Source organism: Metapseudomonas otitidis, from assembly GCF_011397855.1.
Classification (GTDB): domain Bacteria; phylum Pseudomonadota; class Gammaproteobacteria; order Pseudomonadales; family Pseudomonadaceae; genus Metapseudomonas; species Metapseudomonas otitidis.
This window is the reverse complement of the sequence record NZ_AP022642.1, coordinates 2,986,311-3,001,585: the sequence shown is the minus strand read 5'-3', so window position 1 is coordinate 3,001,585 and position 15,275 is coordinate 2,986,311. Positions and strand designations below refer to the sequence as shown.

The window sequence follows — 15,275 nt, the reverse complement described above, 5'->3', positions numbered from 1 at the left end:
GATAGTGGCATTGGCGGATTTGGTATAGGCCAGCGCTCTGGTAGTGTGCACAGCGGCCGGCGCGGCCGCGCCGGGACAGGCTTCAGGGCCTATCGATCCATGGAGAAGGAGACTCAGCATGCCGAACGAACACCGCCCCCGCCCCCATCGCGCCGTTGCCCTGGCGCTGGCCGTCATGGCCCTCGGACTGGGTGGCTGCAGCACCCACCCACCGGAGAAGCAGCAGGGCCAGATCCTGGCCGAGGCCCTGGCGAAAACACCGAACCCCACACAGGCACGCGAGCTGGTCACCGTCACCATCCCCAGCCACGGAACCCTGGCAGACCAGTTGGCGATCGCCTCCGGCGGCGGTGCCAACGCCACTCAGCTGGCGGCGCTGCTGAGCCAGGTGGCGCGCTCGTCCACCCCGCGCGTTCTGGTCATCGGGGGTGCGCCAGCGCTGGACGCCGCGGTCATGCAGGGGGCGCTGAAGGGCCAGCGACTCGAAGGCCTGCAGGTGATCTTCGCGGGGCTGCCGGAACAGGAGGCGGACATCGCCACGCTCGTCCGCGCTGCCGGCGCGCGTTTTGATTTCGTTTCGAGGCAGTAAGAGGCAAGACGGGGCTGGTGCATAAAAGGCTGATGCCGAAGTACCGAATTGCGGTGCCAAGCTGGTTATCGAGTTTGCGGATATCACCTGTTTCGCCTTGCCTGGCGAGTCTCTTTTTTCAGTCGTCGGAATGCCGCCCACAAAAAAGAAACCAAAAAGGCTCGCCCCTGCATCCGAACTTGGCGTCCCCGCCCGGCTGCGCCGGGTTCCCTCCCTCCATCGTCGCTCCAGGGGCACTGTCCCCGCCCGAACATTCGTTGCCTGGCAACAGCGCAGCGTGCGCGCTTGCCATGCGAGGAGGTGGGCCGAGAAGGCTGGTTCTAGAGGGGTGAAGAGTCGCAATAAGCGATTAGGACATACCAATGGAAAGCCCGGCCCCTGCAACAGGGACCGGGCGCGCGGGCTTAAAGCCGGTTGAGGGTGACGTTGTCCAGGTACAGCGACTGGTCGGAGCGGGTGCTGAGCACCAACAGCTCCATGCGCCGGTAGGTTCCGGCCGGCACCTGGAAGCTCTGCTGCAGCTTGCCCCAGGCGCCGCCCTTGGTATTGACCACACCCAGGGACAGCAACCGGCCGTTGCCGGCGGTGTCTTCCAGATAGAGGTAGGCATAGGCCAGCGCAGCCACGCTGGCGGTGCGGCTCACCATCACGTCGGCGGCGAAGCGGTAGGACAGCCCCGGCTGCACCTTGCCGGCCAGGAGCAGGCTGGCGCCTGTGCCGTCGGCACGGCGGGCATGGATTTCCAGGGACTTGCCGGTGGCTGCCAGGGCGGTCAGCCGGGTGCTGCCGTAGAAGCCCGTCCACTCGCCGATGGCGCTGTCGAAGTTCCAGCTGAAAGCGGCCGGGGTCACCGGGGTGACGGGGTTAGTGGGGGTCACTTCGCTGAGTTCCACCTCATCCAGCAGCACGGCCAGGCGGTTGACGCTGACCAGACCCAGGTAGGTGTTGCGGATGACGCTGGCCGGCGGCTGGTAGACGAAGGTGACGTCGATGGGGGTGAACTCGCTGCTGGTCACCGACTTGATCACACCGTTGGCCGAGCTGTAGCTGATGCCGGCGTTCTCCTCGTGAACCATGCCCAGGTAGACGTTGCCGCGCACGTTGGTGCCCTTGAGCATCACCTTGGCCTTGAGCCGGTAGGTGGCGCCGACCTTCAGTGCGCCCACCGAGGTGGCCAGCACATCGTCGCGGCCGGCCGGCAGCTCGAACTGCAGGGCGTCGTCACGGCAGGTCTTGCCGACGTTGAGGGTGCTGAGCTTGGCCAGGTTGAGCAGGGCCTTCCAGCCATCCAGGGTGCGGAATTCGCCGTTGGCCACCAGGCCCTTGAGCGCCGGCTTGTCGCACCAGGCCGTGGTGACCGGCGGAGTGGGCGTCGCCGGGGTGGTGGGTGTGGTCGGCGTGGTGGGGGTCGTGGGCGTAGTAGGCGTCGAGGTCGGGTTGACCGTCTCGGGCACCTTGGTCGGGCGCAGGGCGGCGATCTGCGCGGCCATGTCGTTCAGCGCGCGGGAGGCGTCGGCGAAGCTGGCACGGCCGCAGGCCTGGTTGGCGCAGGTGGTATCGACCACGTTAGGCGTGGAGAACAGCGGGGCCTGCACGGACGCGTTGAACACCTGGGGGTAGGCCATGATGGTGGAGAAGCGCCCCTGTACGCCGTAGCCACGGCCCCACTCGTAAGTGCCCTGGTGAATGCCACGGGCCAGGTAGGTGTAGTAGCCCTCGGTCTGGTCCTGCTCGTAGGAATGGCGCAGGCCCATGTTGTGGCCGATCTCGTGCGCCATGGTGCTCAGACTGCAGTCCACCCCGGTGATGCCGTAGGCACTGGCCCAGGCACCGTTCTGGAAGGTGCCGCTGTTCTTCGGCCCGGAGAGCACGTAGCCGATGCCGCACACGCCATAGCCCTGCCCCACCTGGGTGCGGCTGATCAGTTGCACCACGTCGGCGCCGTAGGTCTCGCGCAGCTGCTGCACGCGCGGATCGGCGGCGAAGGCGGCCAGGTCATTGGAGGAGATGGTCGGGTAGCTGGCCCAGGTGAGCGGCTGGGCGTTGACCAGGCGCAGGCGCAGGTTGACGTTGCTTTTCTTGTAGGCGTTGTTGGCGAACTCGATGTAGCTGGCGATGCGGGCGTTCATGTCCCGCCCGTTGGGCAGGGCCTGGGCGTCCTTGGTGTAGAGCACCAACAGGTCGACGGTGCGCGGTTCGGTGGTGGCGGCGTGGGTGAAGGGGGCCAACAGGAGCAGGGCCAGGCAGGCGAGCAGTTTCTTCATGGTCATCGTTCCTGTAGCGCTCAGCCGCGGGTCGGCGGCGGGAGGGGCTGCAACGGCGTGGAATCGGGGGTCACGAGGGCGTCCGGGGTGGCACGCATCAGCAACTGGTTCTGGTCGGTCACCAGGGTGCTGCCGGTGGCGTTGTCCACCACCATGGACAAGGTCTGCTCGCGAGTGGCGAGGGTGATGTGGGTCTCCAGCTGGCCCTTCACCACGGTGAGGGTGTCTTCCGGCTGGCCGCCCTCCACCGGACCGCTCCAGACGGCAGCGCCGCCGGTGTTATGGGTCTCGTCCAGCGTGGCGCGCAGCGGTGCCTGGCGGCCGGGCACGCCCAGCTGCAGGGTCTTGCCGACGGCCAGCTCGCCCAGGGAGGTGGTCGCCACCTGGGTGCGGTAAAGGGTCATTTCCTGCTGTTGCTCGGGCACCAGGGAGTGGCTGTCCCAGAGTTCCACCAGGGTGTCGGCGGGGGCGTCCGCCACGGGCACCGTGGCGACGTGGGGTGCCGGCACCACGTTCACCGCAACCGGCATCGGGCTGGCCGCTACGGGGGCACCCGCCATGACCGGGGCAACGGGCAACGGAGCCGCCGATGCTGCTGGCAATGGGGTGTGCTGGGTAACGGCCGGAGCCGATGGGGCATCGCGCAGGAGGACGGCAAGGGTGACACCTGATGTGACCAGGGCAACCGCCAGGTAGAGGAGCATACGGGGCATGACCACCTTCCCATGTTTCACCCGGCACAGCCGGGTGGCAGCGAAACCACGGAAGAGCATCCCTGACGAACCGTGGAACAGGTTCGACCGTTGCGAGGGGTAACGGCCAGTTGTTCGATTTATTGACGCCGGAAAATTGATATCACAATGCCTGCATGCGGCTTAAATACGCTTTCGCTATTAGCAAAGCGCTGGATCACACCATTGCGCTGCTGCCGATCCGTGGCTTCCTGAAGGACGTTATACAGCTTGAAGAAAGTTGAACGCGTTCAACTTCCACAAGTGAACCAACCACCACCTTAAACAGTTCCTCGATGGCCATCGGGATAATTGGGATTTCTCGCACATTGCTGGTTTGACAGCCTCGCCGCCAATCGTGGGTAATTGCGAAATCCGGCGGCATCCAACAGCAAACAGCTGATAACACGTCGCCATCATCGACGGAATTGTCAGACAAAACCCTTTTATTACAACAGGTTGTGAAGCATCCCAGTGCGTACCGCTTAACTTCCGCGCTATTCCCTTAGTTGGCTTCATGCAACTTAAGACGCTGGCAATCTGATAGTAGAAACGAACTTTTCAATTCAAACCGACACCGCACGTTTGAATAAGTAGCACCCACTTCATTTTTGAATTACTTCACCGGCTCAACCGAACAGCCCCTTGCGTCGTCATTGAATTCAATGGCCGGCCTTTGCCTGCCCGTTGACTGACCCCGCCTGCGCATCACGGACGTGCAGCGGCGGATCACGAAATACCCGGCCCGGACCGGGTGAAGAAGAAGGAGAACCCCCCATGCGGAAAACCTGGCTCTACTCGGCCGTCGCCCTGGTGACGGCCGGCACGACCCTCGCCGTCCTGCTCAAGGACGCGCCAGCACAAGGCGATCAGGCCCCGGTGGCCTCGGCACCGTCCGACACCCGCCCGACCCCGTCGCCGTCCCTGGCAGACGCCGGCAGCCTGCCGCAGGCCGCTGCCCCGGCCGCCGCGAAAGCCTCACCAGCCGCTCCGCAGGATGTACCCCCGGCCACCACCCTGGCCCTGTGGGCGCCTGACACCCTGCGGGCCGAGGATCAGGACGGCATGACCGTCTACCACACACGTACCTCCCCCGACCTGCTGGGCGCGCTCGCCGTGGGCCGCACCCTGCAACTGGGCGTACCGGGTCGCCAGGAGCCCCTGCGAGCCAAGCTGGACGAGACCCACAACACCGGCAGCACCGCCGTGTGGAGCGGCCCGGTGGAGGGCGGCAGCGACGCCGACACCCTGACCGTGGTGAAGGGCCACCTGGAAACCCACATCACCCTCGCCACCCCCGAGCAGACCCTGTCCTTCGTGGTGGACAACGCCACCGGCGCCACCCAGGTGACCGACCAGAACGCGCTGCTGATGCGCGCCACGCCGGACCCGATCGTCACCCCCGACGCCAAGCAACTGCCTCCCCTGCCGCCGCCCGCCCAGGGCTGATCCCACAAGGAACGTCCCCCCATGAAAAGACTCTTCATCGGCACCCTGCTGGCCGTCGCCGTCCAGGCCGCCCATGCGGCCGAGCCGCGCACCGTCGACATCCTGGTGCTCTACACCAAGGACGCCCAGGCGCTGCCTAACGGCCGCGACATGGACGCCCGCATCGCTAGCTACATCGAGTACGCCAACAACGCCTACAAGAAAAGCAACGTCGACCTGCGCCTGCGCCTGGTGCATCGCCAGCTGCTGGACTGGGCCAGCTACCCCACCGTCTCCAGCCGTGACCTGGCCGCCTTCGCCGCCGACAGCCGCGTGCAGCAGCTGCGCGAGACCTACGGCGCCGACATGGTCCACCTGATCGGCCGCACCCAGGAAGGCCAGGGCTACGGCGTGTGCGGCATCGGCTATGTGCTCTCCGGGCAGAAGAACAGCGGCACCTTCAACTCCGGTTCCGCCAACAGCGCCTACGCCATCACAGGCGTGGACTGCAGCCTGAGCACCATGGCCCACGAGATCGGCCACAACATGGGCCTGCGCCACTCCTACGAGCAGGACCAGACCGAGGGCTACTACCAGTCCGACTGGCACCAGGGCACCTTCGAATGGAGCCGTGGCTACGGCGTGCAGGGCCAGTTCTCCACCATCATGGGCTACCCCCACGTGTTCAACGCCCGCGTCCAGGCCCCGCTGTTCTCCTCGCCGCGCGTGGTGGACAGCACCTGCGCCAACCAGGCCTGCGGCCAGGAGAACCACGCCGACGCAGCCCGTGCACTGAACGCCATGGCGGCACAGATCGCCGCCCTGCGCGCCACCAAGGTGCCGGAGACGCAGAACCCCACCAACCCGGGCACCCCCACCACCCCGCCGACCACGCCCCCGACCACACCGCCCACCACGCCGACCCCGGCCTGGTGCAACAAGCCGGCGCTCAAGGGCCTGGTGGCCAATGGTGAGTTCCGCACCGAGGAGGGCTGGCAGGCCCTGCTGGGCTATGCCACCACGAGCCTGGTGAACGTCGGCAAGACCTGCCGCGACAACGCCCTGCTGCTGGAACTGCCCAACGGCGGCAGCGACATCCTCGCCACCCCGGTCACCGCCCTGCGCGAAGGCGCCCGCTACCGCCTGCGTGCCAAGGTCATGCTCAAGGGCGCCAACGCCCGCGGCAACCTCTACCTGGGCATCCTCCACGAGGCCAACGACCGCATCAGCTACAGCAGCGCCTCGGGCGTGACCCAGTCGGTGACCAGCAGCGAGTTCACCACCCTGGAGCGCACCTTCACCTACACCCGCGCCCAGACCCCGCCGCGCACCACCTACGTCGGCCTGATCAGCCGCGACGGCCTGAGCGTGCTGGTGGATGAGGTGGAGCTGACCGAGGTGACCGAGCCGAAGCCCACCACCCCGACCACCCCAACCGTCCCCTCGACGCTGGCGTGGAACTTCGAGAACGGCGTGGCCGGCTGGGCCGGTTTCCACGGCCGCACTCGCCTCGTCAGCCTGGGTGGCAACACCGGCACCTCGCTGGAAAGCTACGCCCGCCTGTACGAAGGCAGCGGCGCCAGCATCCCGCTGCAGGGCAAGGTGCAGGGAGGCTTCGGCTACCGCCTGGCCGCCGACGTGATGATCGGCCGCAACGCCGCCATCAAGGGCCTCACCTACGGTTACCTGTACCTGGAGGACACCAGCGGCCAGGGTCGCTACCTGCCCCTGGGCATGAGCGGCACCGTGGGCGGCGCCTGGAGCCGCCTGCAGCAGGACGTGCAGATCCCCGCCGGCACCTACCGCCGCGTGGAGCTGCTGGTACTGGGCACCCGCAAGGACCAGTCCCTGTACCTGGACAACGTCAGCTTCAACCGGCTCTGAGCCACAGCCCCCGGCACTGCCGGGGGCTTTCCCTTCTGCGGGCCCGTCAGCGGCCCTCTTCGCAAGCCTCGCGCGCCAGGGCCATGAACGCGGCCGGCAGACGCGCCTGGCGGCGGTCCTTCAGGCAGTACAGGTACTCGTCGATCACCGGCGCACCTTCCAGCTCCACCACCCGCAGCTCCGGGTTATCCGGCACTTCATGCCGCGCGATGATGCTGATGCCGATGTTGCGGATCACCGCCTCGCGGATGGATTCGCGGCTACCGATCTCCAGCAGCGGCCCCACGTCGATGCCCGCCTCCGCCAACAGGCGCTCGGTGATCTGCCGGGTGATCGAACCGCGCTCACGCATCAGCAGGTCATGGCCCCTCAGCGCCGCCACCTGCACCTGCCCGGCAGCGGCCAGGGGATGGCTGCGGTGCACCGCCAGCACCAGCGGATCACGGCCGAGCAGCAGGCGCGTGAGGCGCGCATCCTCCACCGGCTGCGACGAGGCCGCCAGGTCCACCCGGTACTCGTCCAGCGCCTCCAGCACCTGCTGGGAGTTGCCGATCTCCACCGACACCTCGATCTGCGGGAAACGCTCGCGGAAGCGCCGCACCAACCCCAGCACGTAGTACGGCGAGGTGGCGCCGATGCGCAGGGTGCCCTGCATCTGCCCGCTGTTGCGCAGGAAGAACTCGATGTCCGCCTCCTGTTGCAGCAGCTCGCGCACCATCGGCAACAGCCGCACGCCCTCCTCGCTCAGGGTCAGCCGCCGTCCGCCGCGGTGGAACAGCTCCACGGCATAGCGGCTCTCCAGGTTGCGGATCTGGGTGGTGACGGTGGGCTGGCTCAGCCCCAGCTTCTTGGCGGCCTGGGTGATGCTGCCCAGGCGGGCGACCATGTGGAAGGCCTTGAGCTCGGCACAGAGCATGGGGAAAGGTTCCGGACTGCGGGAAGGCGCCGATTATAGGCACGAAGATGACGGGATTCACCGCCGTTCAGGCCCGGCAGCCGCCCCAAGCTCCCGAGGCGGAGAGGCATGGATGGGCCGGGAATGCCAGCCCGGTCACACCGGCTAGCACACCCGTACTATTCAAGGCCGCCAAGCGCCTCCCTAGACTTCCGTCCACGGCGTCCAGGCCTGCCCTCGGCACCTTTGAAAACGCAGCCCGTTTTCAAAGGTGCCTCTGTGGGTCGTTCGCCCACGACCCGGCCCTGCTCCCCTCCAGGGCCACTCCGCCCGCCCAACAAAGGAATGCCCGATGAACCTCCAAGGAATCGCCGCCGGCTTCGCGCTCGTTTCGGTCATCTTCACCACGTCCGGCTGCCTGCCGCAGAACACCCAGTCCCAGGGCCTGATGAACCAGGGCCGGCAGCCCACCCAGGTCGCCTCGGCGAACTCACCCTGCACCCCCAACGCCGCGGCCGACCTGGTCTCAACCGGGCGCAGCCTGCTGGAACTGGGGACCACCCTGATGCAGACCAAGGCGAACATGGACAGCTCGCGCACCGGCTACTCGAACTACACCATGCAGGACGTGGAGAACGCCCAGAAGATCAAGCAAGGCCAGGACGTGCTGAACAACGTCGAAGCCATCACCGGCGGCCCGCAGGCGCCCTGCAGCTAAACGGCCTGCCAACCGCTTTCCCGTGGTTCGCGTACAGGGACGTACGTGACGCGGGGCTTTCCCCCTCCCCGAGCCGGGAGCCGGTGCGCACAGGCACCGGCCCTTCCCGCCCGTCGTCAGTGACGCTTGCCCAGCCCGGCCCGCGAGGCCAGCAGCCCAGGGCGATGCCCCGGCATCGGGCCGTCGCCGGACACGCTATTCACGCCCCCAGCCACCGGCCGGCGAACCGACGGGCTGGAATGGAAGAGGTTGGATTCTGGCAGTTCGGGCCCGTCGCAGCCCAACAGGAAGAGGTCCAGCAGGGCCAGTGCGGAAGAGCAGTCACGAGGCGTAGCCATGGTCGTTCTCCATGAGTCATTCAATCCGATGGAGCCATGCTGAACCTCCCATCGGCCCTTCCCTTGATCTGGATCATTTCCGCCGTTGCCACACCTGCGACAACCCGGCGCAGCCCGCTTCCCGCCAGGATTGATCCCGATCAATCGCGCACGCGACCAGGGGCGTAAACAGGAGCCATACGCCGCGCTCAACGCGCGCACCGGTTTCGAACCTGTATGGAGACATGCCCATGTCCGCGCTCAACACCGCGATTGCCCAGCCCGCCCAACCCCTGCCGCTGCACGCCGCGCCCCGTGGCGAGTACTGGATCGAACCCCTGGAGGACGGCACCCACGTCCTGATCCGCCCGCTGCGCGAGGATGACCGCGAGCGCGAGCGCGCCTTCATCAACCGCCTGTCGCCCGAGGCACGCCACAACCGCTTCCTCGGCGAATTCCGCGAAGTGGCGCCTTCGCTGCTGGAGCAATTGATGGACGTGGACGACCACGACCGCGTGGCCCTGGTCGCCCTGGCCCACGTGGACGGTGAACTGCTGGAAGTCGGCATCAGCCGGTATGCACGGGTCAGCGATGAGAAAGGCGAGTTCGCCGTCACCGTGGCGGATGAGTGGCTGCGCCGTGGCCTGGGCAGCGTCCTGCTGCGCCACCTGATCGAAGCCGCCAAGCGCAATGGCATTCGCGGCCTCTACTCCATCGACTCGGCCAGCAACGCCGGCATGCGCGGGCTGGCCCGCCGCTTCGGCATGCAACGCCGCCGTGACGAAGACGACCCCACCCAGGTGGTGCACAAACTCGCCCTCTGACACCCCCTGCCTACCTGCAAGCCCCGGCCCCGTGCCGGGGCTTTGCTTTTCCGGGCGACGCACTCGGCGCCCTGGCGATCAGATAAATCTGAAAACGCCGCATCTTCCTTGAGTGCGCCTACGGGCCCTCGCTAGAGTCGCCCGCCACGACGGTCAACCTGTGAACGGGTTCACACATGAACGTGCAGCGCCCCCGTTCCGGCTGACCTCCCGGACCCTTCCGACCAGCCAGAGGCCTGACAAAAGGCCCAGACAGGACACCCGCCATGCGTACCCAATGGACCTCCCCGGCTGCCGCAGCCGACCGCCACCCGGAGCCCGCCAATGCCTGACGCCACCTTGCTTCCCCGGCCCCACCAGGACCTGCTGCTGCGGGATATACGCGCGCCTGAGCAGACCCTGTTCGACACCGCGCCCCTGAACGACCCGCTGCGTTTCCCCACCCTGGAGGACTTCTCCGACGAGGTGCTGGACGTGCGCCGGGACTCCCCGCCGGAAGCCTGCCGTGATCTCGGCAACTACCGCCTGGTGCAGGCCACTCACTTGGTGCAGCGCATCCGCGACGAGCTGGAGGCCGACGGCAACCCCCACGCGGCCCACCAACGTGAGCGCCTGCTGTCGGGGCTGGAGGCCCTGCTGATGGACGCCTACCTGATGTTCGCCCGCAGCCAGCCCGGCATCGCCCCGCCACCGCGCAAGCCGGTGGCCTGAGGCCCAACGCGGAGCCGCGAGGCTCCGCGCGCACGAACGCAGCATCACCGAGCGCAGGCATTTTTCGTAGAGAGCCTAGAGGCTCCGCGCAATCACCATCCGCTGCACATCCGACGTCCCCTCGTAGATCTGGCACACCCGCACGTCGCGGTAGATGCGCTCCACCGGGAAGTCCTTCAGGTAGCCGTAGCCCCCCAGGGTCTGGATGGCCGCCGAGCACACCTCTTCCGCCATTTCCGAAGCGAACAGCTTGGCCATGGAGGCTTCCGTCAGGCAGGGCATGCCCGCTTCGCGCAGGCTGGCGGCGTGGTGGACCATCTGCCGCGCCACGGCGATACGGGTGGCCATGTCCGCCAGGCGGAAGGCCACCGCCTGGTGCTCGATGATCGGCTTGCCGAAGGTCTTGCGCTCGTGGGCGTAGTCCCGCGCCGCCTCGAACGCGGCCCGCGCCATGCCCACCGACTGCGCGGCGATGCCGATGCGCCCGCCCTCCAGGTTCGACAGCGCGATGCGGTAGCCCTCGCCCTCCTCGCCCAGGCGCAGGGCGGCAGGGATGCGCACGTCATCCAGCTGGATCTGGCAGGTGTCCGAGGCGTGCTGGCCGAGCTTCTCCTCCACCCGCACCACCTGGTAGCCAGGGGTGTCGGTGGGGACGATGAAGGCACTGATGCCCTTCTTGCCGGCCTGGGGGTCGGTCACGGCGAAGACGATCACCACCCCCGCATGGCTGCCGGAGGTGATGAACTGCTTGGCGCCGTTCACCACGTAGTGGTCGCCATCGCGCCGGGCACGGGTGCGCAGGTCGCTGGCATCGGAGCCGGCCTGGGGCTCGGTGAGGGCGAAGGCGCCGATCATCCGTCCTTCCGCCAGTGGCCGCAGGAAGCGGGCCTTCTGCTCCTCGCTGCCGAACTTGAGGATGGGCATGCAGCCCACCGAGTTGTGCACGCTCATGATGGTGGAGCAGGCGCCATCACCGGCGGCGATCTCCTCCAGGGCCATGGCGTAGGCCAGGTGGCCGGTGGCCGCCCCGCCCCATTCTTCCGGCACCAGCATGCCGAGAAAACCCAGCTCGGCCATCTCGCGGATGGCCTCGGCGGGGAAGCGGTGCTCACGGTCCCAGTCGGCCGCGAAGGGCTTCAGCCGCTCCTGCGCGAACTGGCGGGCCACGTCGCGGATCTGGATGTCGTCTTCAGAGGGAATCATGACGGGCTCCTTCAGCCGATGAGTTCGAGGGCCACGGCGGTGGCTTCACCGCCGCCGATGCACACCGAGGCCACGCCGCGTTTCAGGCCGTACTGGCCCAGCGCATTGAGCAGGGTCACCAGCACCCGCGCGCCGGACGCCCCGATGGGGTGCCCCAGGGCGCAGGCGCCGCCGTGGACGTTGATGCGGTCGTGGGCGATGTCCAGGTCACGCATGGCCACCATGGGCACCACGGCGAAGGCCTCGTTGACCTCGAACAGATCGACATCCGCCAGGCTCCAGCCAGTGCGCGTCAGCAGCCGCTGGATGGCGCCCACCGGTGCGGTGGTGAACAGGTTGGGCGCGTGGGCGAAGGACGCGTGGCCGGCAATCCGGGCCAGGGGCGTGAGGCCGCGCTTCTCCGCTTCGGACTGGCGCATCAGCAGCAGCGCGGCGGCACCGTCGGAGATGGAGCTGGCATTGGCCGCCGTCACCGTGCCGCCGTCGCGGAAGGCCGGCTTCAGGGCCGGGATCTTCTCCAGGCGCGCCTTGGGTGGCTGCTCGTCCTGATCGATGGTGCGGGTCTCGCGGCCGGCCTTGGCCTCCACGGCGACGATCTCGGCGGCGAAGCGCCCCTCGCTCATGGCCTTCTGCGCCCGGGTCAGGGAGGCGATGGCGAAGGCGTCCTGCTGCTCGCGGGTGAAGCCGTAGGCCTGGGCGCAATCCTCGGCGAAGGTGCCCATCAGGCGGCCCTTGTCGTAAGCGTCCTCCAGGCCGTCGAGGAACATGTGGTCGAGCACCTTGCCATGGCCCATGCGGTAGCCGGAGCGGGCGCGCTCCAGCAGGTACGGCGCGTTGGACATGCTCTCCATGCCGCCGGCCAGCACCACGTCGGCGCTGCCGGCGGCCAGCAAGTCGTGGCCCAGCATCACCGCCTTCATGCCCGAGCCGCACATCTTGTTGACCGTGGAACAGACCACGCCGGCCGGCAGCCCGGCACCGAGCGCGGCCTGGCGTGCCGGCGCCTGGCCCTGGCCGGCCTGCAGCACGCAACCGGTGATGACTTCGTCCACGGCGTCGGTGGCCAGTCCGGCGCGCGCCAGGGCCGCGCGGTTGGCGGCGGCGCCGAGCTGGGCGGCGGTCATGTCCTTGAAGTCACCGAGGAAGCCGCCCATGGGGGTGCGGGCGGCGCTGACGATCACGATGGGGTCATGGTTCATGGGGTTCTCCTTACTTGGCTGCCATGCGGATGGCACCGTCGAGGCGGATCACCTCGCCGTTGAGCATCACGTTCTCGACGATGTGGCGCACCAGCGCCGCGTACTCTGCCGGGCGCCCCAGGCGCGGCGGGAACGGCACCGAAGCGCCCAGGGAATCGCGCACCTCCTGGGGCATGGCGGCCATCATCGGCGTCTCGAAGATGCCGGGGGCGATGCACATCACGCGGATGCCCGAGCGCGCCAGGTCACGGGCGATGGGCAGGGTCATGGCGGCCACACCGCCCTTGGAGGCGGAATAGGCCGCCTGGCCCATCTGCCCGTCGAAGGCCGCCACCGAGGCGGTGTTGATGATCACCCCGCGCTCGCCCTCGGCATTGGGTTCGGCGGCGGCCATGGCCTCGGCGGCCAGACGCAGCATGTTGAAGCTGCCGATCAGGTTCACCTCGATCACCCGGCGGAAGCTCTCCAGGCCGTGGGCGCCGTTGCGGCCCACCACCTTCTCCGCCGGGGCGATGCCGGCGCAGTTGACCAGCCCGTGCAGGCCGCCGAAGGCCTCCCGGGCCGCAGCCACGGCCTGGCGGGCGTCGTCCTCGCGGGTGATGTCGGCACGGACGAAGCGCGCGCTCGCGCCCAGTTCCTCGGCAGCGGCGGCCCCGGCATCGGCATTGATGTCCACCAGCACCACGCGGCCGCCCTGCCCCACCAGCTCGCGGGCGGTGGCCAGGCCGAGGCCGGAGCTGCCGCCGGTCACCAGGAATACGGATTGTTCGATACGCACGTTGTGTTCTCCTCGGATCAGTGGGCAGCGGCCTGGGCCTTGGCGATCTCCTGGTTGCGCAGGAGGAAGCGCTGGATCTTGCCGCTGGGGGTCTTGGGCAGTTCCGCGACGAATTCGATCTCGCGGGGGTAGGCATGGGCCGAGAGGCGCTTGCGCACGTACTGCTGCAGCGCCTCGGCCAGGGGTTCGTCCGGCACGTGGCCGGCGTGCAGCACCACGAAGGCCTTCACCACCTCGGTGCGCTCCGGGTCGGGCTTGCCGATCACCGCCGCTTCGATCACCGCCGGGTGCTCGATCAGCGCGCTCTCCACATCGAACGGGCCGACCCGGTAGCCGGAGGTGGTGATCACGTCGTCGGCACGCCCGACGAAGCTGATGCTGCCGTCCTCGTTCAGCTCCACGGTGTCGCCGCTCAGGTAGTAGTCGCCGACGAAGGCGCGGGTCTGCATGGCGCGGTAGCCGGGGAACCAGAACAGCGGCGAGCGCGCCCGGTCCAGCGCGAGGATGCCCGGCTGGCCGGCCGGCAGCTCGCGGTGCTGCTCGTCCAGCACCACCACGCGGTGGCCGGGCATGGCGAAGCCGGCAGCGCCCAGGTGCACCGGGTGCTCCAGGGCGTGGTGGTTGCACAGCACCATGCCCAGCTCGGTCTGCCCGTAGTGGTCATGGATGGTGCAACCCAGGCCCTCGGCGAACCAGCGGATCACCTCCGGCGTCAGCGGCTCGCCGGCGCTGCTCACTGCCCGCAGCCGGCCCTTCAGGGCGGCTTCCACTTCGTCGCGGGCGGCCAGCAACAGGCGGAAGGCCGTGGGCGATCCCGCCAGGTTGGTGATGCCGTACTCGCGGATCACCCGGCAGGTGCTCTCCACCGTGAAGCCGCCCTCGAAGAAAGTGGTGGCGTGCCCCATGGCCAGCGGACCGGTCACGGCGTAATACAGGCCGTAAGCCCAACCCGGGTCGGCAAGGTTCCAGAAGCGGTCCTCGGGGCGCAGGTCCACCGCGTCACGCATGTAGCTGACGAACGCGGGAATCGCCTTCAGCGGCACCTCCAGCGGCTTGGCCAGGCCGGTGGTGCCGGAGGTGAACATCAGCAGGAAGGGGTCCTCGGCCCGCCGCAGCACCGGCTCGAAGGCAGTGGCCTGGCGCTCCAGCTCCGGCCAGAAGTCATCGCCCACCGTCAGCACCGGCGGCGCGTTCTCCACCTCGTCCAGCTTGCTGCGGTTGCCCAGGTCGGTAACCACCAGCTTCGACCCGGCGCTGTGCACCCGGTGTTCGATGGCCTTGGGCCCGAAGGCAGTGAACAGCGGCTGGTAGACCGCCCCCGCGCGCCAGGTGCCGAGGATGGTGATGAGCAGCTCCGGCGTGCGCGGCAGCATGCCCGACACGCAGTCACCCGCGCCGATGCCCCGGCTGGCCAGCAGGTTGGCGAAGCGGGCGGAGGCCGCGCGCAGCTCGCCGAAGGTCCAGCGCGCCCGCTGGCCATCACGGCCCTCCCACACCAGCGCCAGGGCCTCCGGCGGGTGGCGGTCACAGCATTCGATGCAGGCGTTGAGCGCCGCCGGATCACCGGCCAGCCCGGCCCAGGCGGCGTCCAGGTCGAAGGAATGGGCAGCCGAGAAGTAGTCGCGCATGGGTAACTCCGTCTTGTTCTTGTGGGGGAGCGTGGGCGGATGATCCGGCGCACCTGCAGCACGGGCAATGTCGAAAGCCACCCATCAGGGCGAGCGTTTTTGACAA

General features: G+C 68.2%; 14 protein-coding genes. 6 read left to right on the top strand and 8 right to left on the bottom strand.

Annotated elements, in window-relative coordinates:
* The first annotated feature begins 118 nt into the window (after nt 1-118).
* Complete coding sequence (locus tag PotMrB4_RS13710; RefSeq protein WP_172433603.1) at nt 119-589, top strand: P-loop NTPase family protein; 471 nt, start codon at nt 119-121, stop codon at nt 587-589.
* Nucleotides 590-993: 404 nt separating this feature from the next.
* Here PotMrB4_RS13710 and PotMrB4_RS13705 read toward each other — a convergent pair whose 3' ends face one another.
* Nucleotides 994-2,853 carry a biofilm-associated metzincin protease Mep72 gene (locus tag PotMrB4_RS13705; RefSeq protein ID WP_172433602.1) on the bottom strand — a complete coding sequence of 620 codons (1,860 nt, stop codon included), beginning with the start codon at nt 2,851-2,853 and terminating at the stop codon, nt 994-996.
* Between the two features lie 20 nt (nt 2,854-2,873).
* Complete coding sequence (gene bamI / locus PotMrB4_RS13700; RefSeq protein WP_172433601.1) at nt 2,874-3,566, bottom strand: biofilm-associated metzincin protease inhibitor BamI; 693 nt, start codon at nt 3,564-3,566, stop codon at nt 2,874-2,876.
* Nucleotides 3,567-4,361: 795 nt separating this feature from the next.
* Between bamI (PotMrB4_RS13700) and bamI (PotMrB4_RS13695) the strand changes: the two genes are divergently transcribed.
* Nucleotides 4,362-5,033, top strand: coding sequence for a biofilm-associated metzincin protease inhibitor BamI (bamI, locus tag PotMrB4_RS13695; protein WP_172433600.1), 672 nt, complete (start codon nt 4,362-4,364; stop codon nt 5,031-5,033).
* A gap of 21 nt (nt 5,034-5,054) precedes the next feature.
* Nucleotides 5,055-6,896: a biofilm-associated metzincin protease Mep72 gene (locus PotMrB4_RS13690; protein WP_074971437.1), complete on the top strand. Its 1,842-nt coding sequence runs from the start codon at nt 5,055-5,057 to the stop codon at nt 6,894-6,896.
* Nucleotides 6,897-6,942: 46 nt separating this feature from the next.
* Here PotMrB4_RS13690 and PotMrB4_RS13685 read toward each other — a convergent pair whose 3' ends face one another.
* Nucleotides 6,943-7,812: a LysR substrate-binding domain-containing protein gene (locus PotMrB4_RS13685; RefSeq protein WP_142009323.1), complete on the bottom strand. Its 870-nt coding sequence runs from the start codon at nt 7,810-7,812 to the stop codon at nt 6,943-6,945.
* A gap of 331 nt (nt 7,813-8,143) precedes the next feature.
* Here PotMrB4_RS13685 and PotMrB4_RS13680 point away from each other — a divergent pair, with 331 nt between their 5' ends.
* Nucleotides 8,144-8,509 (top strand): hypothetical protein, encoded by a 366-nt coding sequence (locus tag PotMrB4_RS13680; RefSeq protein WP_044410320.1) that lies wholly within the window; start codon nt 8,144-8,146, stop codon nt 8,507-8,509.
* A gap of 116 nt (nt 8,510-8,625) precedes the next feature.
* Here PotMrB4_RS13680 and PotMrB4_RS13675 read toward each other — a convergent pair whose 3' ends face one another.
* The gene (locus tag PotMrB4_RS13675) at nt 8,626-8,847 is read right to left on the bottom strand and encodes a hypothetical protein (RefSeq protein ID WP_172433599.1); all 222 of its coding nucleotides are present in this window, start codon (nt 8,845-8,847) and stop codon (nt 8,626-8,628) included.
* A 224-nt stretch (nt 8,848-9,071) separates the two neighbouring features.
* On the opposite strand from PotMrB4_RS13675, the gene PotMrB4_RS13670 reads away from it, so the two are divergent.
* Nucleotides 9,072-9,650, top strand: a complete 579-nt coding sequence (locus PotMrB4_RS13670) for a GNAT family N-acetyltransferase (RefSeq protein ID WP_044410314.1) — start codon at nt 9,072-9,074, stop codon at nt 9,648-9,650.
* A gap of 324 nt (nt 9,651-9,974) precedes the next feature.
* Nucleotides 9,975-10,361, top strand: a complete 387-nt coding sequence (locus PotMrB4_RS13665; protein ID WP_172433598.1) for a hypothetical protein — start codon at nt 9,975-9,977, stop codon at nt 10,359-10,361.
* Nucleotides 10,362-10,436: 75 nt separating this feature from the next.
* Here the strand turns inward: PotMrB4_RS13665 and PotMrB4_RS13660 are convergent, their stop codons facing one another.
* Genes PotMrB4_RS13660 through PotMrB4_RS13645 form a run of 4 tightly spaced genes read right to left on the bottom strand, consistent with a single transcriptional unit; the run spans nt 10,437 to nt 15,169 of the window.
* Entirely contained in the window at nt 10,437-11,564 is a 1,128-nt protein-coding gene (locus tag PotMrB4_RS13660; RefSeq protein WP_172433597.1) for an acyl-CoA dehydrogenase family protein, read from the bottom strand.
* Between the two features lie 11 nt (nt 11,565-11,575).
* Nucleotides 11,576-12,763: an acetyl-CoA C-acyltransferase gene (locus PotMrB4_RS13655; RefSeq protein WP_172433596.1), complete on the bottom strand. Its 1,188-nt coding sequence runs from the start codon at nt 12,761-12,763 to the stop codon at nt 11,576-11,578.
* A 10-nt stretch (nt 12,764-12,773) separates the two neighbouring features.
* The gene (locus PotMrB4_RS13650) at nt 12,774-13,541 is read right to left on the bottom strand and encodes a 3-hydroxyacyl-CoA dehydrogenase (RefSeq protein ID WP_172433595.1); all 768 of its coding nucleotides are present in this window, start codon (nt 13,539-13,541) and stop codon (nt 12,774-12,776) included.
* A gap of 17 nt (nt 13,542-13,558) precedes the next feature.
* Nucleotides 13,559-15,169 carry an acyl-CoA synthetase gene (locus PotMrB4_RS13645; RefSeq protein WP_172433594.1) on the bottom strand — a complete coding sequence of 537 codons (1,611 nt, stop codon included), beginning with the start codon at nt 15,167-15,169 and terminating at the stop codon, nt 13,559-13,561.
* Nucleotides 15,170-15,275 lie beyond the last annotated feature (106 nt).

What these genes read in the sequence shown, in the direction of transcription:
- PotMrB4_RS13710 (WP_172433603.1), top strand. Translation starts at nt 119, where the DNA reads ATGCCGAACGAACACCGCCCCCGCCCCCATCGCGCCGTTGCCCTGGCG.
- PotMrB4_RS13705 (WP_172433602.1), bottom strand. Translation starts at nt 2,853, where the DNA reads ATGAAGAAACTGCTCGCCTGCCTGGCCCTGCTCCTGTTGGCCCCCTTC.
- bamI (WP_172433601.1), bottom strand. Translation starts at nt 3,566, where the DNA reads ATGCCCCGTATGCTCCTCTACCTGGCGGTTGCCCTGGTCACATCAGGT.
- bamI (WP_172433600.1), top strand. Translation starts at nt 4,362, where the DNA reads ATGCGGAAAACCTGGCTCTACTCGGCCGTCGCCCTGGTGACGGCCGGC.
- PotMrB4_RS13690 (WP_074971437.1), top strand. Translation starts at nt 5,055, where the DNA reads ATGAAAAGACTCTTCATCGGCACCCTGCTGGCCGTCGCCGTCCAGGCC.
- PotMrB4_RS13685 (WP_142009323.1), bottom strand. Translation starts at nt 7,812, where the DNA reads ATGCTCTGTGCCGAGCTCAAGGCCTTCCACATGGTCGCCCGCCTGGGC.
- PotMrB4_RS13680 (WP_044410320.1), top strand. Translation starts at nt 8,144, where the DNA reads ATGAACCTCCAAGGAATCGCCGCCGGCTTCGCGCTCGTTTCGGTCATC.
- PotMrB4_RS13675 (WP_172433599.1), bottom strand. Translation starts at nt 8,847, where the DNA reads ATGGCTACGCCTCGTGACTGCTCTTCCGCACTGGCCCTGCTGGACCTC.
- PotMrB4_RS13670 (WP_044410314.1), top strand. Translation starts at nt 9,072, where the DNA reads ATGCCCATGTCCGCGCTCAACACCGCGATTGCCCAGCCCGCCCAACCC.
- PotMrB4_RS13665 (WP_172433598.1), top strand. Translation starts at nt 9,975, where the DNA reads ATGCCTGACGCCACCTTGCTTCCCCGGCCCCACCAGGACCTGCTGCTG.
- PotMrB4_RS13660 (WP_172433597.1), bottom strand. Translation starts at nt 11,564, where the DNA reads ATGATTCCCTCTGAAGACGACATCCAGATCCGCGACGTGGCCCGCCAG.
- PotMrB4_RS13655 (WP_172433596.1), bottom strand. Translation starts at nt 12,763, where the DNA reads ATGAACCATGACCCCATCGTGATCGTCAGCGCCGCCCGCACCCCCATG.
- PotMrB4_RS13645 (WP_172433594.1), bottom strand. Translation starts at nt 15,169, where the DNA reads ATGCGCGACTACTTCTCGGCTGCCCATTCCTTCGACCTGGACGCCGCC.